General features: G+C 49.5%; 12 protein-coding genes and 1 pseudogene. 8 read left to right on the forward strand and 5 right to left on the reverse strand.

The annotated features are described in order from the left end of the window. Positions 1 to 200 precede the first annotated feature (200 nt). The 6 genes and pseudogenes from GA520_RS23115 (at position 201) to GA520_RS23140 (ending at position 9,775) form a co-directional block, all read left to right on the forward strand. A complete protein-coding gene (locus GA520_RS23115) occupies positions 201 to 842 on the forward strand; it encodes a TetR/AcrR family transcriptional regulator (RefSeq protein WP_163335785.1) in 642 nt (213 codons plus the stop codon). A gap of 98 nt (positions 843 to 940) precedes the next feature. After that, positions 941 to 4,207: a fused isobutyryl-CoA mutase/GTPase IcmF gene (icmF, locus tag GA520_RS23120; RefSeq protein ID WP_163335786.1), complete on the forward strand. Its 3,267-nt coding sequence runs from the start codon at positions 941 to 943 to the stop codon at positions 4,205 to 4,207. A gap of 510 nt (positions 4,208 to 4,717) precedes the next feature. Beyond that, positions 4,718 to 6,067, forward strand: coding sequence for a tetratricopeptide repeat protein (locus tag GA520_RS23125; protein WP_163335787.1), 1,350 nt, complete (start codon positions 4,718 to 4,720; stop codon positions 6,065 to 6,067). Between the two features lie 22 nt (positions 6,068 to 6,089). Next, the gene (locus GA520_RS23130) at positions 6,090 to 6,647 is read left to right on the forward strand and encodes a hypothetical protein (RefSeq protein WP_163335788.1); all 558 of its coding nucleotides are present in this window, start codon (positions 6,090 to 6,092) and stop codon (positions 6,645 to 6,647) included. A 63-nt stretch (positions 6,648 to 6,710) separates the two neighbouring features. Continuing rightward, positions 6,711 to 8,240, forward strand: a complete 1,530-nt coding sequence (locus tag GA520_RS23135; RefSeq protein ID WP_163335789.1) for a hypothetical protein — start codon at positions 6,711 to 6,713, stop codon at positions 8,238 to 8,240. Positions 8,241 to 8,462: 222 nt separating this feature from the next. Next, positions 8,463 to 9,775, forward strand: a pseudogene (locus GA520_RS23140) (IS1380 family transposase). Between the two features lie 437 nt (positions 9,776 to 10,212). Here GA520_RS23140 and GA520_RS23145 read toward each other — a convergent pair. From GA520_RS23145 to GA520_RS23155, 3 genes are all read right to left on the reverse strand, one after another. Beyond that, positions 10,213 to 10,992 (reverse strand): enoyl-CoA hydratase/isomerase family protein, encoded by a 780-nt coding sequence (locus GA520_RS23145; protein ID WP_163335790.1) that lies wholly within the window; start codon positions 10,990 to 10,992, stop codon positions 10,213 to 10,215. Positions 10,993 to 11,247: 255 nt separating this feature from the next. Further along, on the reverse strand, positions 11,248 to 12,732 hold the full coding sequence (locus GA520_RS23150; protein WP_163335791.1) for a sensor histidine kinase: 1,485 nt from the start codon (positions 12,730 to 12,732) through the stop codon (positions 11,248 to 11,250). 203 nt (positions 12,733 to 12,935) lie between these two features. Continuing rightward, a complete protein-coding gene (locus GA520_RS23155; RefSeq protein WP_163335792.1) occupies positions 12,936 to 14,183 on the reverse strand; it encodes an OmpP1/FadL family transporter in 1,248 nt (415 codons plus the stop codon). Positions 14,184 to 14,628: 445 nt separating this feature from the next. Here GA520_RS23155 and GA520_RS23160 point away from each other — a divergent pair, with 445 nt between their 5' ends. Next, complete coding sequence (locus GA520_RS23160) at positions 14,629 to 15,342, forward strand: PEP-CTERM sorting domain-containing protein (protein ID WP_205749179.1); 714 nt, start codon at positions 14,629 to 14,631, stop codon at positions 15,340 to 15,342. A gap of 190 nt (positions 15,343 to 15,532) precedes the next feature. Here GA520_RS23160 and GA520_RS23165 read toward each other — a convergent pair whose 3' ends face one another. Next, complete coding sequence (locus tag GA520_RS23165; RefSeq protein WP_240910023.1) at positions 15,533 to 16,666, reverse strand: DUF4388 domain-containing protein; 1,134 nt, start codon at positions 16,664 to 16,666, stop codon at positions 15,533 to 15,535. A 400-nt stretch (positions 16,667 to 17,066) separates the two neighbouring features. Here GA520_RS23165 and GA520_RS23170 point away from each other — a divergent pair, with 400 nt between their 5' ends. Then, positions 17,067 to 18,557 (forward strand): sensor histidine kinase, encoded by a 1,491-nt coding sequence (locus GA520_RS23170; RefSeq protein ID WP_163335793.1) that lies wholly within the window; start codon positions 17,067 to 17,069, stop codon positions 18,555 to 18,557. Positions 18,558 to 18,611: 54 nt separating this feature from the next. On the opposite strand, the gene GA520_RS23175 is transcribed toward GA520_RS23170, so the two are convergent. Further along, positions 18,612 to 19,271, reverse strand: a complete 660-nt coding sequence (locus GA520_RS23175; RefSeq protein WP_163335794.1) for an MBOAT family protein — start codon at positions 19,269 to 19,271, stop codon at positions 18,612 to 18,614. Positions 19,272 to 19,351: the final 80 nt, after the last annotated feature.

Genomic DNA, 19,351 nt, shown 5'->3' on the forward strand with positions numbered 1-19,351 from the left:
ACTTTTGTTCTTCTTCATTATTGTATAGTTTATCAGGTAAAGCTGTTGATTACGTAGAGCCAGTTGGCCGGGGCCAGGCTTAAGCCTGACCCCATCCTGCCGGACCCCATCGAGTTGGGTGATTTGCTGGTTACAGCATTTCTTGAACGCAATCACAGTCTCCAGAAACAGAGAGAAACGCATACAACGAAACGATATACATGAGAACAAAAGACAGAGATGCAAAAAAAGTCGTCACGCAGATAAAGAACCAGGAACTGGTGAAAGAGCGACGTCGACAAATTGTCGATGCCGCTGTTAAACTCTTTATCGAACACGGCTACCATAAAACAACAACAAGACTTCTCGCCAAGGCGACCGGTTTGTCCATCGGCACCATGTACGACTACATCTCCACCAAGGAAGATGTACTCTATCTAGTCTGTATGGCAATCCATTCCGAGGTTGAAGCGGCCGTAAAAGAAGCACTGGCGAGACCGTTGAGCGGAGCGGAGGCCCTTGCTGAGGTTATCCGGGAGTATTTCCTGGTCTGTGACAGGATGAGCGACCACGTGCTGTTGATGTACCAGGTAACCCACTTCCTCTCACCGAAGTGGCAGAAAATAGTATTGGAAGCAGAGCTGGGCATCACCAACCTCTTTATCGAGGCGATGCACCAGATCAAGAAAACAGGAACATTACCAGAACTGGACGACGATACCATCAACCTGATAGGTCATAATATCTCCGTTACCGGACACACCTGGGCATTCAGGAGATGGTATTTCGCAAAACACTTCACCATTGAAAAATACACAGAACAACAGACCGATTTCATCATGAGTTTCCTGGCCAACAGGTAACTTCGCCCCTTTTGGATACTGTTTTTTCGCGTGAAGTGTTAACCGGTCGACGGTTGAAAAATCCACATCGTCAATCATAACTGGCTTGAGGTATACATATGAACGCGAACGTTGAAGTCTACACCCCAAAAAACAGTGTCAGGATAATTACCGCCACATCCCTCTTCGACGGTCACGATGCCTCCACCAACATTATGCGGAGGATTCTTCAGGATTCCGGCGTCGAGGTCATTCATCTGGCGCATAACCGTTCCGTCCAGGAACTGGTCGATACAGCCATAGAAGAAGATGCCCAGGGCATTGCCATGTCCAGCTACCAGGGCGGACATATGGAGGCGTTCAAGTATATGATCGACCTCTTAAAAGAACGCGAGGCAGAACACATCAAGGTTTTCGGCGGCGGAGGCGGTGTTATCGTTGCCGACGAGATCAGGGAGCTCGAGGAGTACGGAGTCACCAAGATCTACTCACCTGAAGACGGAGCCTCCATGGGGCTGCAGGGGATGATCAACCACATGATCTCCTGTATGGATTTCCCCACCGTAACCCTCACCGACCTGCAGCCGAAAAAACTACATTATTCGGATAAAAAGGAGATTGCCCGTTTCATCACCGTTGCCCAGCAGTTGAAGGGGACGGACACGAGCAACCTTGCCGAGCTTATGGCCATAGTGGAACCAATGGCAAAGAAAAACAACCCGCCCGTGATCGGCATAACAGGTACGGGTGGTGCAGGCAAGAGCTCGCTTACCGACGAACTGCTGCTGAGGTTTTTAAACGACCTTGAAGATATCAATATCGCCGTTATCTGCTGTGATCCCTCCCGCCGTAAAACCGGTGGCGCTTTGCTCGGCGACCGGATCCGCATGAATTCCATCACCGGTTCAACTCATGCATATATGCGCAGCCTTGCTACCCGTGATTCAGCCAACGAAGTCTCTGAATCATTACCTGAGGCGATCGCCATCGCCAAAGCTGCCGGGTTCGACCTGATAATCGCCGAAACCGCCGGAATAGGCCAGGGCGACTCGCGAATAACCGATCTCGCTGATATCTCCATGTATGTAATGACCAGTGAATATGGTGCACCATCCCAGCTTGAAAAAATCGATATGCTGGACTACGCGGATATCATTGTCATCAACAAGTTTGAGAAAAAAGGCAGTGATGATGCGATCCGTGACGTACGCAAGCAGGTTATGCGCAACCGTAAGGAGTGGGATAAAAAACCTGAGGATTTTTCGGTTTACGGAACCATCGCCTCAAAATTCAATGATGACGGTGTAACCGCCCTGTACCACGGACTCATCGACAGCTTAAATGACAAAGCCGGTACGGCCTTTGCCCCCAAACTGCCGAGGCCGGAGAATAAAACCCCCACCTCCAAGACAATCGTTATCCCAGGCAAGCGCATCCGCTACCTTTCCGAGATTTCAGATACCGTTCGTAACTACCATGAGGAGACCGAAAAGCAGGCTCAGGCAGTGCGCAACAAGTGGCATCTGGAAAAATCAGCCAGTCTGCTTGGTGAAAATAGTCCGGAACTTCTTGATACACTCAAGCAAAAAGCGGCAGAATGTGCTGCCGCAGTAGGAAAAGACACCGAAGAAACCCTGGCAAGATGGGAGAAATGCAAGGTAGCCTATTCCGGTGATGAACTTGTCTACCATGTTCGTGGACGTGAGATCCGGGTACCGCTTTATACGGAATCACTCTCTCACTCAAAAATTCCAAAAATTGCCTTGCCCCGGCTGAACGATCCGGGCGACACTTACAGCTGGCTGAGGCGGGAGAACCTGCCTGGTTTCTTCCCCTTTACCGGTGGTGTCTTTCCGCTTAAACGTGAGGGAGAGGATCCAACCAGGATGTTTGCCGGTGAAGGCGGTCCGGGACAGACCAACCAGCGGTTCAAGCTGCTCTCCGGCAACTACGAGGCCAAACGGCTGTCCACCGCTTTTGACTCCGTCACCCTGTATGGCTGGGATCCTGCGGTTCGACCGGACATCTACGGCAAGGTGGGGACCTCCGGGGTCTCTATCTGCACCCTGGACGATGTGAAACTGCTCTACGACGGGTTCGATCTCTGTTCCCCCACCACCTCTGTTTCCATGACCATCAACGGGCCGGCACCGATTATCCTGGCCATGTTCATGAACACCGCCATCGACCAGCAGGTGGAAAAGTTCGAGCAGGATGAGAACAGGGCGGCAACTGCAGAAGAGCGGGAGAAAATCCGCAAGGTGGTTCTTGCCAATGTCCGGGGCACCGTCCAGGCGGATATTTTAAAAGAAGACCAGGGCCAGAACACCTGCATTTTCTCCATCGAGTTCGCCCTCAAGATGATGGGTGATATCCAGGAGTTTTTCATAGAAAATGCGGTCCGCAACTTCTACTCCGTTTCCGTCTCCGGCTACCATATCGCCGAGGCGGGTGCCAACCCCATTACCCAGCTGGCACTCACCCTCTCTAACGGTTTTACGTATGTTGAGTACTACCTGGCGCGCGGCATGGATATCGACAAGATCGCCCCGAATCTCTCCTTTTTCTTCTCCAACGGTATGGATCCGGAATACACTGTGATAGGCCGAGTGGCGAGACGAATCTGGTCAGTCGCCATGAGAGAGAAGTACGGTGCATCTGAGCGTTCACAGAAACTGAAGTACCATATCCAGACCTCGGGTCGCTCCCTGCACTGCCAGGAGATCCAGTTCAACGATATCCGCACCACCCTGCAGGCGCTCTGCGCCATCTATGACAACTGCAACAGCCTGCATACCAACGCCTATGATGAGGCTATCACCACCCCGAGTTCTGAATCCGTGCGGCGGGCGCTGGCTATCCAACTGATTATCAACCGGGAATGGGGACTGGCCAAGAACGAGAACCCGCTTCAGGGCAGTTTCATCGTCGATGATCTCACCGACCTGGTGGAAGAAGCGGTTCTCTCCGAATTCGACCGAATCAGCGACCGGGGCGGGGTACTGGGCGCCATGGAAACCGGCTACCAACGCTCGAAAATCCAGGAAGAGTCTCTCTACTACGAGCACCTTAAACACTCCGGCGAGTATCCGATCATCGGCGTCAACACCTTCCGCAACCCCGAAGTTAACTCCGACGAAGCCAACGCCACCCTTGAACTGGCCCGGGCCACTGATGATGTGAAACAGGATCAGCTGAAACGGCTGGCTGCTTTCCATGAGAAACACCGTGAAACGTCGGAAGAGGCGTTGAAGAAGCTGAAGAAGGTCGCGCTTAGCGGCGGTAATATCTTTGAAGAGCTTATTGATACAGTGAAACATTGCAGCCTGGGACAAATCACCAATGCACTCTATGAGGCTGGCGGACAGTATAGGCGCAATATGTAAGAAAAAGTTCTGTAGCACCCCATCTGTTCACGATCAAGAAGCCCGGCATACTTTTAAGCCCGAATATTTCATGAAAAACTCTAGCCACGTTTCGATTGTGAAGACATATCGAGATGTTAATGAAATACTTCTTGTGCAACTTCTGGGTACACTTTGTACCCAGAGATTTCGAGGACTTTTTCACCCTTCGGGCTAGCCCCCCTTTTCATTCCACTTCTCTTTTGGAGAACTGACACATTCCACTCTTTCTCCAGAAATTGAAAGTATAACATCACGGAAACTTCAACTGGAGAAGGATGATGTAACCGGATACTCATGACAACTGAGTCGAGCGGATACGTTTGTCAGGTATAAATTGACAATGTCTCCTTATATTGTTAGGTATTTTGATGTTGGTATTAAAAGTTGATTCATGTGTAAATTAGTTAAAAAAAATCAAGCTTCAGGGCGACCTATCTATGCATTCTCAATGGGTTCCTACCAGTCTGGTTTTATAACCTGAACTCAAACTTGAATAAAATAAATTATACCATTGCCATGCATCGAATATTTCTCGTCCTTTGTGTGTATTTCCTCTTTCATCAACCATTATTTGCTGCAGCACAGGATCAGCCATACTGGTACAAGGCCAGCAAGCTGATTGAGACGGGAGATTATGCCGGTGCTTACCTGGAGGTCCAGGATTTACTCCAAAAGAGCCCAGATAATGTGCTCCTGCTCCGAGTCAAGGGAGTCTGTCTGCTTGAGACCGGTCAACATGATGCCGCTGTGCAGGTTTTAAGGCATGCAACAACGTTGGACCCTGAAAGTATAGCTTGTAAATACTATCTGGGCCAGGCACTGGCCTACCGAGGTAGTGTCCCTGAGGCAATGGACATTCTCCAGATGATAGTTTCCGACTATCCCGAAACGGATTATGGAAAAATGGCCGCTGAGATTCTGCCACAACTAAAAGAGTTAGAACAATCAACAGCGGCGGTTCAAGATATTCGAAGATGGTCAGTATACGGGGCATTAAGCAGCGAGTATGATGACAATATCACTCTGCGTGCAAAAAACTCTTCCGACGAGGGTCCGACTGACTCTATGCGGATCACCTACTCATTTTATGGCGAATTGCGTCTGCCAGATCAGAAAATTGATCCCTGGCCATTCACTGTTGGTATCGGCTACAGCCTCTATGGCACTGAGATCTTACGTTCGGAACTCAGTTACTATGACCTTTTCAGCAACAATCTTTCATTGTTCGTCGAACATAACGGAACCCTTTTTGATAAGTTCTACAGTCTAAGATTTGACAGCAGCTACACTGATACGCGTGTTGACTGGACTAAATACAGCAATGTGGCAGGATTACAGCTAAGCTTTGGTTATCAATGGCACAAACGTGTCTATTCAAAGTTCCTAACTGCCTGGGACAACAGACGATACGAAAATGATAGCCCGTATCCGGAGTGGTATTCCCAGGACGGGGAAGAGTATCGGGCAGGTATCATGAATTACTTATACCTGTTCGACAACAGTCTCGTTTTAGGCCTCAACTACACCTATCGGAAAATTCACAGCGAAGGTGACCAGAATGTTCTTCGCAGTAACGATCTTAGCTTTTCTGTCACGAAAAACCTGCCCTTTGACATTCGCATTATCGGAGTGGTTAATTACAGTCAGGAAGACTATCCAGATTACTTCCCAGATGGACGATTGGATGATATCTGGGCATTCTCTTTTTCTTTAGAAAAAGATATATGGGAGTGCATGATGCTTAATCTTAACTACACTTATGGTACTGCCGATTCAGACGAGGAGTATACCGATTACAGAAGAAATGTTGTCGGATTAACCCTAACTACAGCTTTTTAACAGTCTTTTTGAGAGATCACTGATGCTACGTTCTAAAATTGTTTATACGACTGGCCTCATCTCTGTTTTCCTCTATGTTGCTTTCCTATCCAATGTTGCGTATGCACAGTCCCCTCTTGAAGAGGCAAAGCTTGACCGACAAATAGGTATCCTCAACCACCCCTGGAAGATCAACCTGATCCGCATAGTGACACTTGATTATTTAAGGCAGCAGTCTTTGCACAAATCCGGTTTGCCGAGCTACGACAAATTGGTAACCGGGAATGCCCTGTCGAATCAGACTGAAGTACAAAACGTCACCATTACATCCAACGGCAAAAAGCCAAGCCCATCGATGGTGCCTGCACCTGAGTCAAATACTACTGTTTCTTCAGGTGCGCAGACTTCACCACCCCAGCCATCGACAACATCATCACCCCAGTCATCGACAACATCATCAAGTTCACCCGCAGGTTCCGCACCACCTTCGGCTCCATCATCAAGTCCACCTGTCGTATCACAGCCTACTACAGGACCTTACCAGCCAAAGGAACCAAATTTGGACCCAATCTTACCCTTGGACCCGACGGAATTTAATTAAATACATGTATCGATATCGTTATTTTTTTAGCTAACTTGTTCAGATTCAACAAAGGGGAGAACTATGTGTAGAAGAAAAATTATTAACAGTGTTTGCGCACTGAGCCTTACATGTATTTTCTGCAACTCGTTGCCCCTTCAAGCGGCCACAAATATACAAAAACAACCGGTAAAAGCGCAGCAAATTGTTATCAAGCAACAGTCGCCAGTCACTAGTAAGCCACAATCGGCAGTTAGCCCCAAGACATCAAAGAAAGCCCCTGTTAAACCATCAATCAAGCAAAAGTCGCCAGTCACTAGTAAGCCAAAACCGGCAGTTAGCCTCCCCAAGACATCAAAGAAAGCCCCCGTTAAACCATCAATCAAACAACAGCCAGCAGCGATGCCGGCTGTAAAGCCCAAACCAGCCGCCTCCAATAGCCCTAAGTCTCAACCTGCTATCACTAAACCGCAGGGGAAAAAAACAGCACCAACGGCAGTGCCCAAAGCAACAGCAGGTCAGGGTACTCTACCAAGACCAATAACGGGTCAAGATACCCTGCCAAAGTCAGCGCAGGTTCAACCTGGGAAAGCAGTACCAAGGGAGGTAACGGGTAAAATAAACCTGTCGGAACAAACACACGTTAAAAAGATGGACAACATCTTTAAAAAGAAGGATGTCAAGCAGCAGGCTGGTGCTACCAAGTCATTTGATGATCCTTTATTCAGGGATGTCAAGCAGCAGGCTGGTGCTACCAAGTCATTTGATGATCCTTTATTCAGGGATGTCAAGCAGCAGGCTGGTGCTGCCAAGTCATTCGAAGATCCTTTATTCAAGGATGTCAAGCAGCAGGCTGGTGCTGCCAAGTCATTTGAAGATCCTTTATTCAGGGATGTCAAGCAGCAGGCTGGTGCTACCAAGTCATTCGAAGATCCTTTATTCAAGGATGTCAAGCAGCAGGCTGGTGCTCCCAAGTCATTTGATGATCCTTTATTCAGGGATGTCAAGCAGCAGGCTGATGCAACCAAGTCATTTGATGATCCTTTATTCAAGGATGTCAAGCAGCAGGCTGATGCTGCCAAGTCATTTGATGATCCTTTATTCAGGGATGTCAAGCAGCAGGCTGATGCAACCAAGTCATTTGATGATCCTTTATTCAGGGATGTCAAGCAGCAGGCTGGTGCTGCCAAGTCATTCGAAGATCCTGTATTCAAGGATGTCAAGCAGCAGGCTGGTGCTACCAAGTCATTTGATGATCCTTTATTCAGGGATGTCAAGCAGCAGGCTGGTGCTGCCAAGTCATTTGATGATCCTTTATTCAGGGATGTCAAGCAGCAGGCTGGTGCTGCCAAGTCATTCGAAGATCCTGTATTCAAGGATGGCAAGCAGCAGGCTGGTGCTACCAAGTCATTTGATGATCCTTTATTCAGGGATGTCAAGCAGCAGGCTGGTGCTGCCAAGTCATTTGATGATCCTTTATTCAGGGATGTCAAGCAGCAGGCTGGTTCTGCCAATAGTCAACCTCAAGCAAGTGAAGTACAACCGTCAGGAGTTCAAAGTGCGAACATTCCCGGTCTTGGCGAACTCACACCACCGCCAGCTGGGGGCGACTAAATTCAGAATTTGAAGTTGCCTGTTACTCACCATCTACTCTAAAAGATATCCACCGAAGGGCAGGCTGAAACCTTTCAGGCTCAGCTGTTTACTGCTCGTATATCGAATTATGTGCAAGCCTTATAAGGGGTTAGCCCGCATATTTCATGAAAAAAGAAGGCGAAACCTCAAAAATCCTTTATAATTCAATTGCCTAAAAAGAAAATAAAGGGAGGTTTCGCCGTGATAAACTGTAACACAGTTCCAATCCCCTTCTCAAGCTGTAAACGTCGTCTTGTTCAAGCAAGTTTTTCTGGTGGAGACATAACAAGTGATGGAGGTTCTGTTGTGTTACGTGAAATGGATCGTCAATTAAACTTGACCTCCAGTGTCGCAAGAGTGCTTGAGGATAACCGAGACAAAAAGAAAGTTCAGCATGATCAACTCAGCCTTCTTCGACAACGTGTATATGGCATCTGCTTAGGCTATGAAGATCTTAATGATCATAGTTCGTTACGCAAAGGCCCCCTGATACAGACAGTACTCGGAAAAGATAGTGCTCTGGCAAGTCCCTCCACATTATGCCGTTTTGAAAATAACATGGGACGAGACGAGGCAGTTGCCATTCACAAGGTCCTGGTCGAGCAGTTCATTTCATCATTTTACCAACCACCTGACGAATTGATTCTCGATTTTGATGCAACAGACGATGCTGCTCACTGTCAACAGGAAGGTCGTTTTTTCATGGGTATTACGATCACTATTGTTTCCTGCCATTATATGTTTTTTGCGGTGATCAGCTTCTTGTAAGTTACCTGCGACCAAGTAAAATTGATGGAGCCAAACACGCATGGGCCATTTTATCTCTGCTGGTTAAGCGCTTTCGACACAGTTGGCCGCATGTTCGAATAATTTTTCGAGGGGATAGTGGGTTTTGCCGATGGCGGATGCTGTGCTGGTGTGACAAGAACGATGTTAATTATATCGTAGGAATAGCAAAGAATAAGCGCCTTAACCAAACGTCTCAAACTCTTCATGAATCAGCTGCAGCAATGTATGAAGAGACCGGCGAAAAATAGCGTTTATTCGATTCAATAGAATATGCTGCTGCAACATGGGACAGATCTCGTAAAGTTATTATTAAAGCCGAACATAGCTGGAGGGGAGCTAATCCTCGCTATGTTGTAACCAACTTGCCGGGTCCGGAGCAGGAGCTATACGACACTATCTATTGCGCCCGAGGCGATATGGAAAACCGGATAAAGGAGTAACAGCTTGGACTGTTTGCGGATCGGACCAGTTGTCAGGGCTGGTGGCCGAATCAGTTTCGTCTACTGCTTTCCAGTGTTGCTTATGTGCTTCTGGAAAGCATTCGCCGTCTCTGCCTCAGGACCACGAAGTTGGCTCGCAGCCAGGTAAGTACCATCCGGTTAAAGTTGTTGAAGATAGGTGCTGTAGTTATACGCAATACCAGGCGGGTTCAAATTCTTTTGAGCAGCAGTTATTCTTATCAGAGTCTCTTTGCAAAAATTGTTGCTCGGTTCGCACCGGGATAACCGGTGCGGAGCGCTGCCCCGGCGCGTTGATAAATAACGGGGGAAAGGGGAGGTGTGTCCATTGGATAAAGAAATGGCCATTACCGGAAGCCCCGGACTAATGAAGGCGTGAAAAAACGTCCAAAAGTGTGACCTGAGGGTAAATCTGGTCCCTCATGAAATATGCAGGTTAGTATTGCCGGGCTTCTTGCCTGTAAACATCTGGAGCACTACAAAACTTTTGGTAGGCTGATAGTATTGTTTATCTAACTTCTGGGACAACCTGATTATTAGCTTACCTTTCATCCTCAGGAAGTGGAGGGCTACCCCTTTTACGGGTCTCTGCAAGCCCGGACGGCTGCAGCGAAGCCCCCATGGACGGGTTTATGGCGTCCTGTAAAATGGGTAGTCCTCCGCTGGACCAAAACCTGAACTTCAAATTATTTTTATCACCATTTTTAACGCAGTTTCCATTCGGGATTTCTTCTTTCAAAGAACGCTGCAACTCCTTCCCTGGCATCTTCTGTGGTGCATAATCTGGCAAATATCTCGCCCATATATTCGAATTGTTTCAGGTAATCCATGTCTTCGGCGGCATAGAAGGCTGACTTGGCCATCTGGACAGCAATCGGGCTTCGTGTTGCCAGGTCGCGGGCCCAGGCAAGGGCCTCTTCTTCAAGGTCTTCCTTTGGCACAGTCCTGTTTATCAAACCCAATGCCATTGCTTCGGGAGCCTTGATGAGGTTGCCAAATAATAAAAGTTCCATCGCCTTTTTTCTGCCGACGATACGGGCCACCGGGATGACCGGGCCGACACAGTTGAGACCCACATTAATGGCGGTAAGACCCATTTTGGCATTTTCTGCGGCGATGACAAGATCGGAGGAGGCGGCAAGTCCCATACCGTTCGCGGCTGCCACGCCCTGGAGGGAAGCGATCACCGGTTTCTGCAATTGCGAGATGCAGATCAACGGCTGGGTCATATGCCGGACCCAAGACCGGTATTCCATGGCGGACTTGCCTTCAAGCTCATTCACATCGATCCCGGCGCAGAACGCCTTGCCTGAGCCTTTCAACAGAATGACACGAACACCCGCATCTTCATCCATGGCCAACAGCGCCTGATGAAGCTCACCGGCCATACCGTAATTGAAGGTGTTTAACTGGTCCGGCCGGTTCAGGGTGATGGTTCCGACAAACTTCTCATCAATATCGACAAGCAGGTGTTCGTAACTCATGGTGACCTCCATTTGCTGCAGGGAAGAAGTAGAAACAATTATGATCGTTTTCTCAAAAGGCTTGAACTACCAGCTCACTATAACTCCCCCTCCTTGTTGGGTCACTCAATATCGTGCCTTTTAAGCTGCTTCACCCACGTTTCTTCGCTCACCGGGGTTTTCAATTATCCAACAGTAGCTGGTCAGATCACGCTACAGGCCGGACTCATTTATCTTGTCCTGACCCCATCCTGTTACTCTATGAGAGGAGCTGTTCTATTGAGGGAGGAGTATCACAATCCTGCTCCCATTTCCCGGGGCAGAATGTAACTCCAATGAAGCATCAATACTCCCCAGCCGATCAGCCAGGGAAGAGAGTCCAAAACCTTTTTGCATAGTATCCGGATCAAAACCAACTCCGTTATCTTCAATCTCTATCCTGGACCTGCCGTCCTCATAGTTCAGGACCACTGATCCGTAATCCGCCTCGGCATGTTTGATACAGTTGATAAGCGCTTCCCGCACCGCCCTATAGAGGGTGATCTTCCGGTGATCGCTGAGTACCAGCGGCTGGTCCAGCAGATTAATATAATCGATCTCCATGGTGTTACGGGCGGAGATATCGTTCACCAGCCACTCAACCGCCGCCTCCAGCCCGAAATCATAGAGAACCGGGGGACTGATCTGAAAGGTGAGTGACCGGGTCTCCCCGAGCGCCTTCTGCAGGTATTGCTGAATACGCTGCAGTTCGCCATCACCTGACTGCAGCCTGTTGCGCTTCCTGAGACCCGAAACACTAAGGGCCAACAGCTGGGTCACGCTGTCATGCAGATCTTCGGCAATAGAACGCCGCTCCCGCTCCTCCGTGGTGATCAGTTCTGTTGAGAGATGCTGTAATCGCTGCTCGATAGTCTGCCGCTCCGCTTCCATCAGCTTGGCCTGGATCGAGACCAGCTTCTCGGTCTTCTCCCGGATGATCCTGTCCCGGTTGACAATCTGCTCGTTATGCTCCGACTGCACCAGTTCGGCATTATGGATCAGTTTTTTTACCGCGGGAATGGCATAAATCAGCCGGTTCGCTATACGACTGATAAATCCAGGATCCTTGAAGGTAAAGGAAAAATCATAGATGGCCCGGCCCGGTTCTCCATAGCGCGCAGGCCCCTTTTCGATGCAGCTCACCGTCCCCTGCACATCGGTCACACCCGCCAACCGGGCATAGGACTCAAAAGCGCCTAAATGCCACTGCATGCCGAAATCGTTCATGATCACGTTGGGAATATGGATCAAGCGCAAAACCACGTGGCCCTTCTCCAGCTTACGGATAACCGCCTGCTTGGTCCTGTTGTACTTGTCGTTTTCGCTGACGATTCGCCTGATAAGCCGGTAAGGACCGATCAGAGGCACACCCACGGCGGTCTTCAACAGCGACTGCGACTGGTAGAAGGTACGCCCGCAGTTGTAGGCAAAATCGGGGTCTGGCACGAACTCGGTGATGGCATCATAGAGCGAGATCATATAGAGGTTGGAAAACCAGTAGTCTGGTGATTCCAGATGACGTACATCCACCGGTTCGATCTTCCCGCTTGAGAGATTCTCAATATAGAAAGGCCCGCGAGAGTAGGCCGTTAGGACAATTTTGCCAAGATCCACCTCCGGAAAACGGCTTCGGACGCACTGGATCAGCCAGGCGGTGTTCAGGCTCGACACCTGCCGGGGCATGGGATGGCTCATGCTGTTACTGATTTTTGCCCCTTCCATTGCCGAACATCCTATCTTTCAATTTCAACCCCAACAACCTTTTATCTTTTCAAAATACCTGTCTATTTGTCAAAAGAGGTGGGCTTTGTAAAAAGTTCGGTATCCGAGTCGCAGGTCTGACAGGCCGATTCCGCAATACAAAAGGTATGCGGAATCGGCCTGTCAGACCTGCAACGAAGAAGATCGAGCTTTTTACAAGCCCATCAGAAGGTCCAGCCGAAGGTAAAGGCCAGTGAATAATTCTCCTGGCTATGCGTACCGTTCATGATGTAGGTAGAATTCTCGATATCCCTGTCCTGGTAGAAATCGTAGGCAAGGCTTACCCGGCAGCTCAACCGGTCGAACTGCTTGCCAAGCCCGACGGTCACGGTATGCTTATCAAGCCCGCTGGCACCCGGCTCAAACGTCTCTTCCGGGACCGGTTTCTCCTCGTAGAGATAACCTACCGAGAAACGGTAACCGGAGTCGGCCTGGTAGCTTGCTCCGAGCATGTAGCCCCAAACATCTTTCCAGTTCTTGGGGATGGTCTGTTCCGTCATCCCGGCCACCGGCTGTGCCGTCGTCACCGTCTGGGCATCATAGCTGGAATACTCCTCCCAGCGGACAGCCGCCTCAAATACCCACTTCTTTGACGGCTGATAGGCAACACCTCCAAAAAACTGGGCTGGCAGGGTGAAATCGGATTCGGCGGAAGTGGTCGGGAAAACCATCTGCAGAGGACTCCCCGCAACAGGAAGATCAAAGCTGAGGGTGCCGGAAAAATCGATCTCCACCTCGCTCCGGTAGGAGAGCCCGATGGACCAGTTATCGACGGGTCGTATGGTAACGCCTGCATTCCAGCCATAGCCAGTACCATCCGCCTCAAAGTGTTGCCTGCCGTCTGAGAGCCCGAAACTGTCCAGGAGTATCATCCGTTCAAGCGTGGTGTCAGCCCGGACGCCACGGACACCCGCGGCGATATCGACCTTGTCGTGGGCTCGCCAGGCGATGGATGGATTCAGGTCCCAGGTGGTAAGTTCCGATTCGGTGGTCGCATACCTAAATACCGTATCGTCAGGAAACTCGGAACCGAGCCCGAATGGGTTATTCAGTGTCAAACCCAAGGAGATCTTCTCCGACAGTCGATACCCCGCAGCAAAATGAGCCGGAGTGTAATGATTATCTTCAGATTCATAGCTCTGCATGGTAACGCTGGAATCAAGCGTCTTTTCCGGAGAAACCACCGTCAACCCCAGTTCCGTGACGACTCCATCAAACTCAAGCTGAAGTGCCGGGTTGTAATGGATCGAGGTAATTCCTTCGGCATGGGCAACTGCCGCGTTCCCCATTCCCATGGGCCCCGCCCCGAGGGTAAAATTGGAAAAACCGGCAGCCTGACTCATGGAAGGCCCAACAAGTATAATGGGACAACAATACAATCCTCCGGCAACTACATTTCCTACCCAACGCATTCTTCTCTCCCTCAACTGAATTCCCTCAATATATCAACGAATCATATATACGACAAAATGCGCTATGCTAATGGAAACATTCCGGATAATCAAGACTATAATGCTCCTGTTTCCCGTCAATTCCCTACCTAGCAGGAATATGGGTACGCTGCTTTCCCGGGCACCTGAAAAAATAATTCAAAAAGAATTTTTTTTCTTCCTGACACAAATTTGCACAATCGTCTGGAGCAGCTTGAAATAGTAAGGAATAATTCCTAAATAATTTTTGAAGACCCAATTTCTCCCCAACATTTCTGCCTCTACTAGGTATTTCTACCTATTGTTTTTGGACCCCAACCGCAATAGAATAGCACAATCGGGGATAAACTATAAAACTCGGATTCACTAAGCGGTTTCCCAAAAAAGAAGTACCAAGGGGGGGGAACCTCGTTTAGGGGAGGGAAAAATGGGAAATATAAAGAAGGGTAGTTTGCTGGGAATTGTGGTTGGGTTGGTAAGTTTTATATTACCTTTAGGATCTATGGCAACAGCTGCCAGTATTAGCTGGGATCTAAATTGTTATATTGATTCTAACAAAGAGTGCCAAGACAGTAGCTTATTTGGTACAATGACATTGACTGATACTACTATTGAAGTGGACAGCACTTCTTATAACGCTATTGAGATTTTTGTCGATTTAGTAGATCCAATATCTGCTGTTCCTGCTAACCCTAACACGTTCTACAAAGTACTAGAAATAGCTTTAAATTATGATGACAGTTATTTTCCCGCACCTACAGGCGCCTTTATGCTGACTAATGTTAAAACACAGGGCCAGGCCACTGCCTCTGTCGTTAGCGTAGATGAAGATAAGCTTAAAATACAGAATGCAGATGGCTTTGACCTCAATGATGATGTAGGTGAGTGGGATCCTTGGAAAGGCACTTTATATCATACTGGAACAGCCTTGGATATTTCATTGTTCACCTTCACAGCTTTTGGAAGTGACCTCTATGCAGGCGTCCATATTGGTAACTATGGAAGTATTGATGAACTCACAACTGGTGAAGATTCTATAACTGTCGGGGCTAGAAATCCTGTACCAGAACCCGCAACCATGCTCCTTTTCGGAACCGGTCTTGCCGGTCTCGCTGGAATCAGCAGACGCAAGAAAAAGTAACACCAAATTACATTGCAATAAAAAAGCCGGGCAATTGCCCGGCTTTTTTATTACCAACTTTAGCTCCCAAGTCCGGATTGTTCACCAGTTCAGGTGGTACCGGATTCGAAGTTTTTGTCAATGAGCCATAGTAAGCTATGCTCATTGGCAAAACACTGTGGAAGCCGGTACTACCTGGACTGGTGAAAAGCTAATCCTCTCCCATATCCCCATCTACCTCATCAATCCGCTGCAACCCTTCCATCAGCATCCCCATAAAATCACCCAAAGGCGGTCGCCCATCAAGCTGATGAGGAATCCCTTTAGCATAACTAAAAAACCCTTTATTGGCATTCAGCAGCGCGTACACCGCCTCCTTCCCCTTCATTTGCAGGTAACGGGCAAAAACAATCTGGCCTTCAAAGAAGTAGATATGGGCCTGTCCGCGCGCGAGACTTAAGGTGATGGTGCCGGTTTTCTGGGAGGAGTTGATGAGCTGGAAGAGGTCGACTGCGGCAATCTCCTCAAGCTCACCGGTCATACCGGATGAGATATTCCCTTCTTTCAGTGCCATGGCCTGAGCCCGGGCGACCAGCATCTTAAAGAGGAAGAGCTGGAGCACCGGATACTTGACAATCACATACTTGAAATTCTTCAGGCTGAGCATGGCGATCTGGGTCGGATCAAGGGTGTGGATGGAGTTGGAGACCGGATCACCGGTCAACAGACTCATCTCACCAAAAATCTCACCGGACCCCATCTCGGCGATCCGGGTGCCGTCATCAGCAAGCAGTCCCAGCTTTCCTTTTAAGATAATATTGAGGTGATTGCCCGGCTCGCCCTTCTTAACCACCACCTTGTCCACCGGGATGGTCTTGAACTCCAGCATCAGGGTCAGGTCGCGCAGGGCATCGTCATCAAGTGACTCAAAAACCTCCATGGTACGCAGCATACCGAAATAACGTTCCAGATGCTGTCTGCGGCGCTGCGCCTCCGCTTCGCTCAGCATCTTCATCTGCAGGGTAGCGAAATCCTTCTCTTGCTTGTACTCGAAGTGAATCAGGTTGCTGTCACCGCAACCGCCGCAGTCAAACCGCGCCCTCTTGCTGCGGATCGGGCTGATTCCACCACCAAACCCTTCCGGGGTTGAGGCTATTTCAATGGATTTTTTGCTGAGATATAAGCAGACCGGTTTGTAGGACGAGATCGAGATGGAACCATTGGCCACCTTAATCTCCTCACCCACATTATAGAGGGGGCAGGTCTTTTCCTGGGTGATAATAAAAATGGCGTCTTTCAGTTTAGCCTTTTTCCTGCCTACACCCGGCATCCTGGGAACTGTCATACTCGTTACCTGATCATACTTTATCTGATTCCCCCAAAAGCTCAGCCGCTGCTTTGCAGGAGGGGCAGGACTAGTCGTTTCACGGGTCTCTGCAGCCCGGATGGCTGCAGTGAAGCCCCCATGGACGGGTTGATGGCGGCCCGTTGAAACGAGTTGGCCTGACCCGGACAGATTACTGAGGAACAAGGGTCATCAGAAGATGGCTTCTACCTGTTCATTCCGTATCGTATCCTTTTAACCATACAGCTTTTCCCCTTTGAATGGCAAGCACGGTTCCATATAATCAATTTTTCCTGACAGGTTGGGGACTACACTTGCCCATGGGCCAAAAATTGAATATGGTATCTGACGGTTACAACACCCACAAACCAAAGAAAACAGATGAAAACTGGTCAATGGCATGGAGTCTCCTCACGTACAAGCGGTTATGCCGAAACAGGTCTCGGGCCTGAACACATACTGGCTGGTCCAATACCTGGAGAACCACCATCCCTCACTGGACCTCGCCGCTGCGATTGACACTATCGCAAACCAGTTCCCCTGTTGTATCGAAAACCTTGCAAGCGGAGTAGTAGAGCAAGTAACCCTGAGCCATCTTCGTCAGGAACGATACTGGTTCTCACACCGATTCATCAAGGCACTTCACGAGCAGATCCAGCAGGTCATTCCCGACCCCAGACTGGGTTTTAAAATCGGCAGCACCATGTTCAGGAGTCAGCCGCTCATCAGGACCGCTATCGGCATCCCGCTGCTTGGTGTGCAACGAGTGGCCCAGCGTGTATCCCAGGAAGCAGCAAAATTCAATCGAACCAAAAAATACCAGATCCGAAAACAAGGCCCTGGGTTGGTGGTCATCCGTATCACCCATAACCCCGATATCGACATCTGTGACTTCACCATGCAATGGAATGCCGGTTGTTTTTGTTCCTATGCAAAACTTGCCGGTGCCACGGAGGTCAGCGTCGACCTGCACTGTATCGACCCCGGTACAGCCACTGGTGGGGCGATATGGGATTTCACCATCCGTTATCAGGACCAACCGCTCCTGACCCGTCTCGCCAAGGGCACGCTGTCATCCATTCCCTGGATCAGGGAGCTGACCATTCGGGCCGAAGAGGTGGAAGCCGACCATACCCAGCAGATCCTCAACCGGGACGAGATCATCAGGGAACGCACCGAGCACCTGCTCTCCCTCCAGCAAAAACTGATCGAGGAAGAACGGACAAACATTGAACAGCAGCTGCAGCAAATGTCTCTTGAGCTGGTGGCAACCGAGGAGCGGGAGAGAAAAGCTATTGCCGAAGATCTTCATGACAGCGTCACCCAGCTTCTGGCCCTGAGCCTGTCCAAGGTGAAAAAGGCCAAACAAAAAAACCTGCTTAACCCGGAACTAATTGAAATACAGGACCATCTGGAACTGGCCCTTAACGATCTTCGCTCCCTCACTTTCCAGATAAGCCCGCCCGTACTCTATGACTTCGGCCTGGAAGCTGCGCTCGAATGGCTGGTGGATGACGTGAACAGCCGTCACAATATGCAGCTGCTGTTCACCAACCTGCTGCCTGCGCCCCTGCAACCGAATCATCAACAAAAAGTTACACTCTACCGGGCTGTCCGGGAGCTGATTATCAACATCATCAAGCACAGCGGTACCGAAAACGGACAGGTCATTCTTCGACAGGAGACGAACAGGTTGATACTTGAAGTAGCCGATGAAGGATGTGGCTTTCACACCAGCTCCATTGAGCCCGGCTTTGGCCTCTACTCCCTGAAAGAGAGACTGGGACTGCTGAATGGCCAAATAGAGATACTGTCAACTCCCGGTGAGGGGTCCATATTTATGCTCTCAATGCCCCTGGACTCAATACCGCCTGTAGCTAGCTCGCGATGAAGAAACTGCAGCCTCCCCCGTTCCTGCACTGCCCAGTTTCCCCCCAACCACCTCTCAACAGGAACCGACCATCTGAAAGATCCTCAACGTCCCGCTGTTCAGCACCATGGGAGCCGGGCCGAGAACAACAAGCCAGCAGTAAATCCGCCCTGCAACAGGAGAGGCTGCCAGCCATTTCCGCTCAATGAGAATTGCCAGAAACTGAATGACGAAATAGACGAGCATCAGGCCGAACAGGCTTTTTCCGTATACCACCAGGTAGGGTAGACTCACCAGCAGTTCATGGAGCAGGCCGGAAATAACAAAAGCGAGGAGCAACCCCATAACGGGAGCCCTGAAAAACGGCTTGAAACAGATTTCATAGAGCCAGTCGCCAAACAGCCTGTTCCAGCGACGCCCCCAAAACTCCGACACGGATGCCGAAAATATGGGATGCACATTTACAGGCGGCACCAATCGACCGGCAGGCATCCAGAGAACCTGCAACAGGGCCTGGACCATTTCCAGCATCAGCCAGAAGGGGATCACGGCCAGATACCCCTGCAGCCACGGAGGAAGATCAGGGGGGATTCGCAACTCGAAAAAGAAAATGAACCCAAGGAGAAGGCAAAAGAAAAAACTCTTCGCAGCAAGTACAAAAAAATCCTTTCGACAGACCTGCCTGCGATTATGCCAGCTGGAAAAACAAAGAGATGGAGCGAAGAAAAAACTCAACAAATCCCTCCTGCCCCCAGGCCAATTCAGCCATAGGGACAGGAGTTTCATACATACCACGAGAGGGATCAGCACCAGCA

Origin of the sequence: Desulfopila sp. IMCC35008, assembly GCF_010646885.2 — a bacterium.
GTDB lineage: Bacteria > Desulfobacterota > Desulfobulbia > Desulfobulbales > Desulfocapsaceae > Desulfopila.

Excerpts from the sequence above, each read along its gene's own strand:
- GA520_RS23160 (WP_205749179.1), top strand. The coding sequence starts at position 14,629 with ATGGGAAATATAAAGAAGGGTAGTTTGCTGGGAATTGTGGTTGGGTTG.
- GA520_RS23130 (WP_163335788.1), top strand. The coding sequence starts at position 6,090 with ATGCTACGTTCTAAAATTGTTTATACGACTGGCCTCATCTCTGTTTTC.
- GA520_RS23165 (WP_240910023.1), bottom strand. The coding sequence starts at position 16,666 with ATGACAGTTCCCAGGATGCCGGGTGTAGGCAGGAAAAAGGCTAAACTG.
- GA520_RS23170 (WP_163335793.1), top strand. The coding sequence starts at position 17,067 with ATGGAGTCTCCTCACGTACAAGCGGTTATGCCGAAACAGGTCTCGGGC.
- icmF (WP_163335786.1), top strand. The coding sequence starts at position 941 with ATGAACGCGAACGTTGAAGTCTACACCCCAAAAAACAGTGTCAGGATA.
- GA520_RS23145 (WP_163335790.1), bottom strand. The coding sequence starts at position 10,992 with ATGAGTTACGAACACCTGCTTGTCGATATTGATGAGAAGTTTGTCGGA.
- GA520_RS23155 (WP_163335792.1), bottom strand. The coding sequence starts at position 14,183 with ATGCGTTGGGTAGGAAATGTAGTTGCCGGAGGATTGTATTGTTGTCCC.
- GA520_RS23150 (WP_163335791.1), bottom strand. The coding sequence starts at position 12,732 with ATGGAAGGGGCAAAAATCAGTAACAGCATGAGCCATCCCATGCCCCGG.
- GA520_RS23115 (WP_163335785.1), top strand. The coding sequence starts at position 201 with ATGAGAACAAAAGACAGAGATGCAAAAAAAGTCGTCACGCAGATAAAG.
- GA520_RS23135 (WP_163335789.1), top strand. The coding sequence starts at position 6,711 with ATGTGTAGAAGAAAAATTATTAACAGTGTTTGCGCACTGAGCCTTACA.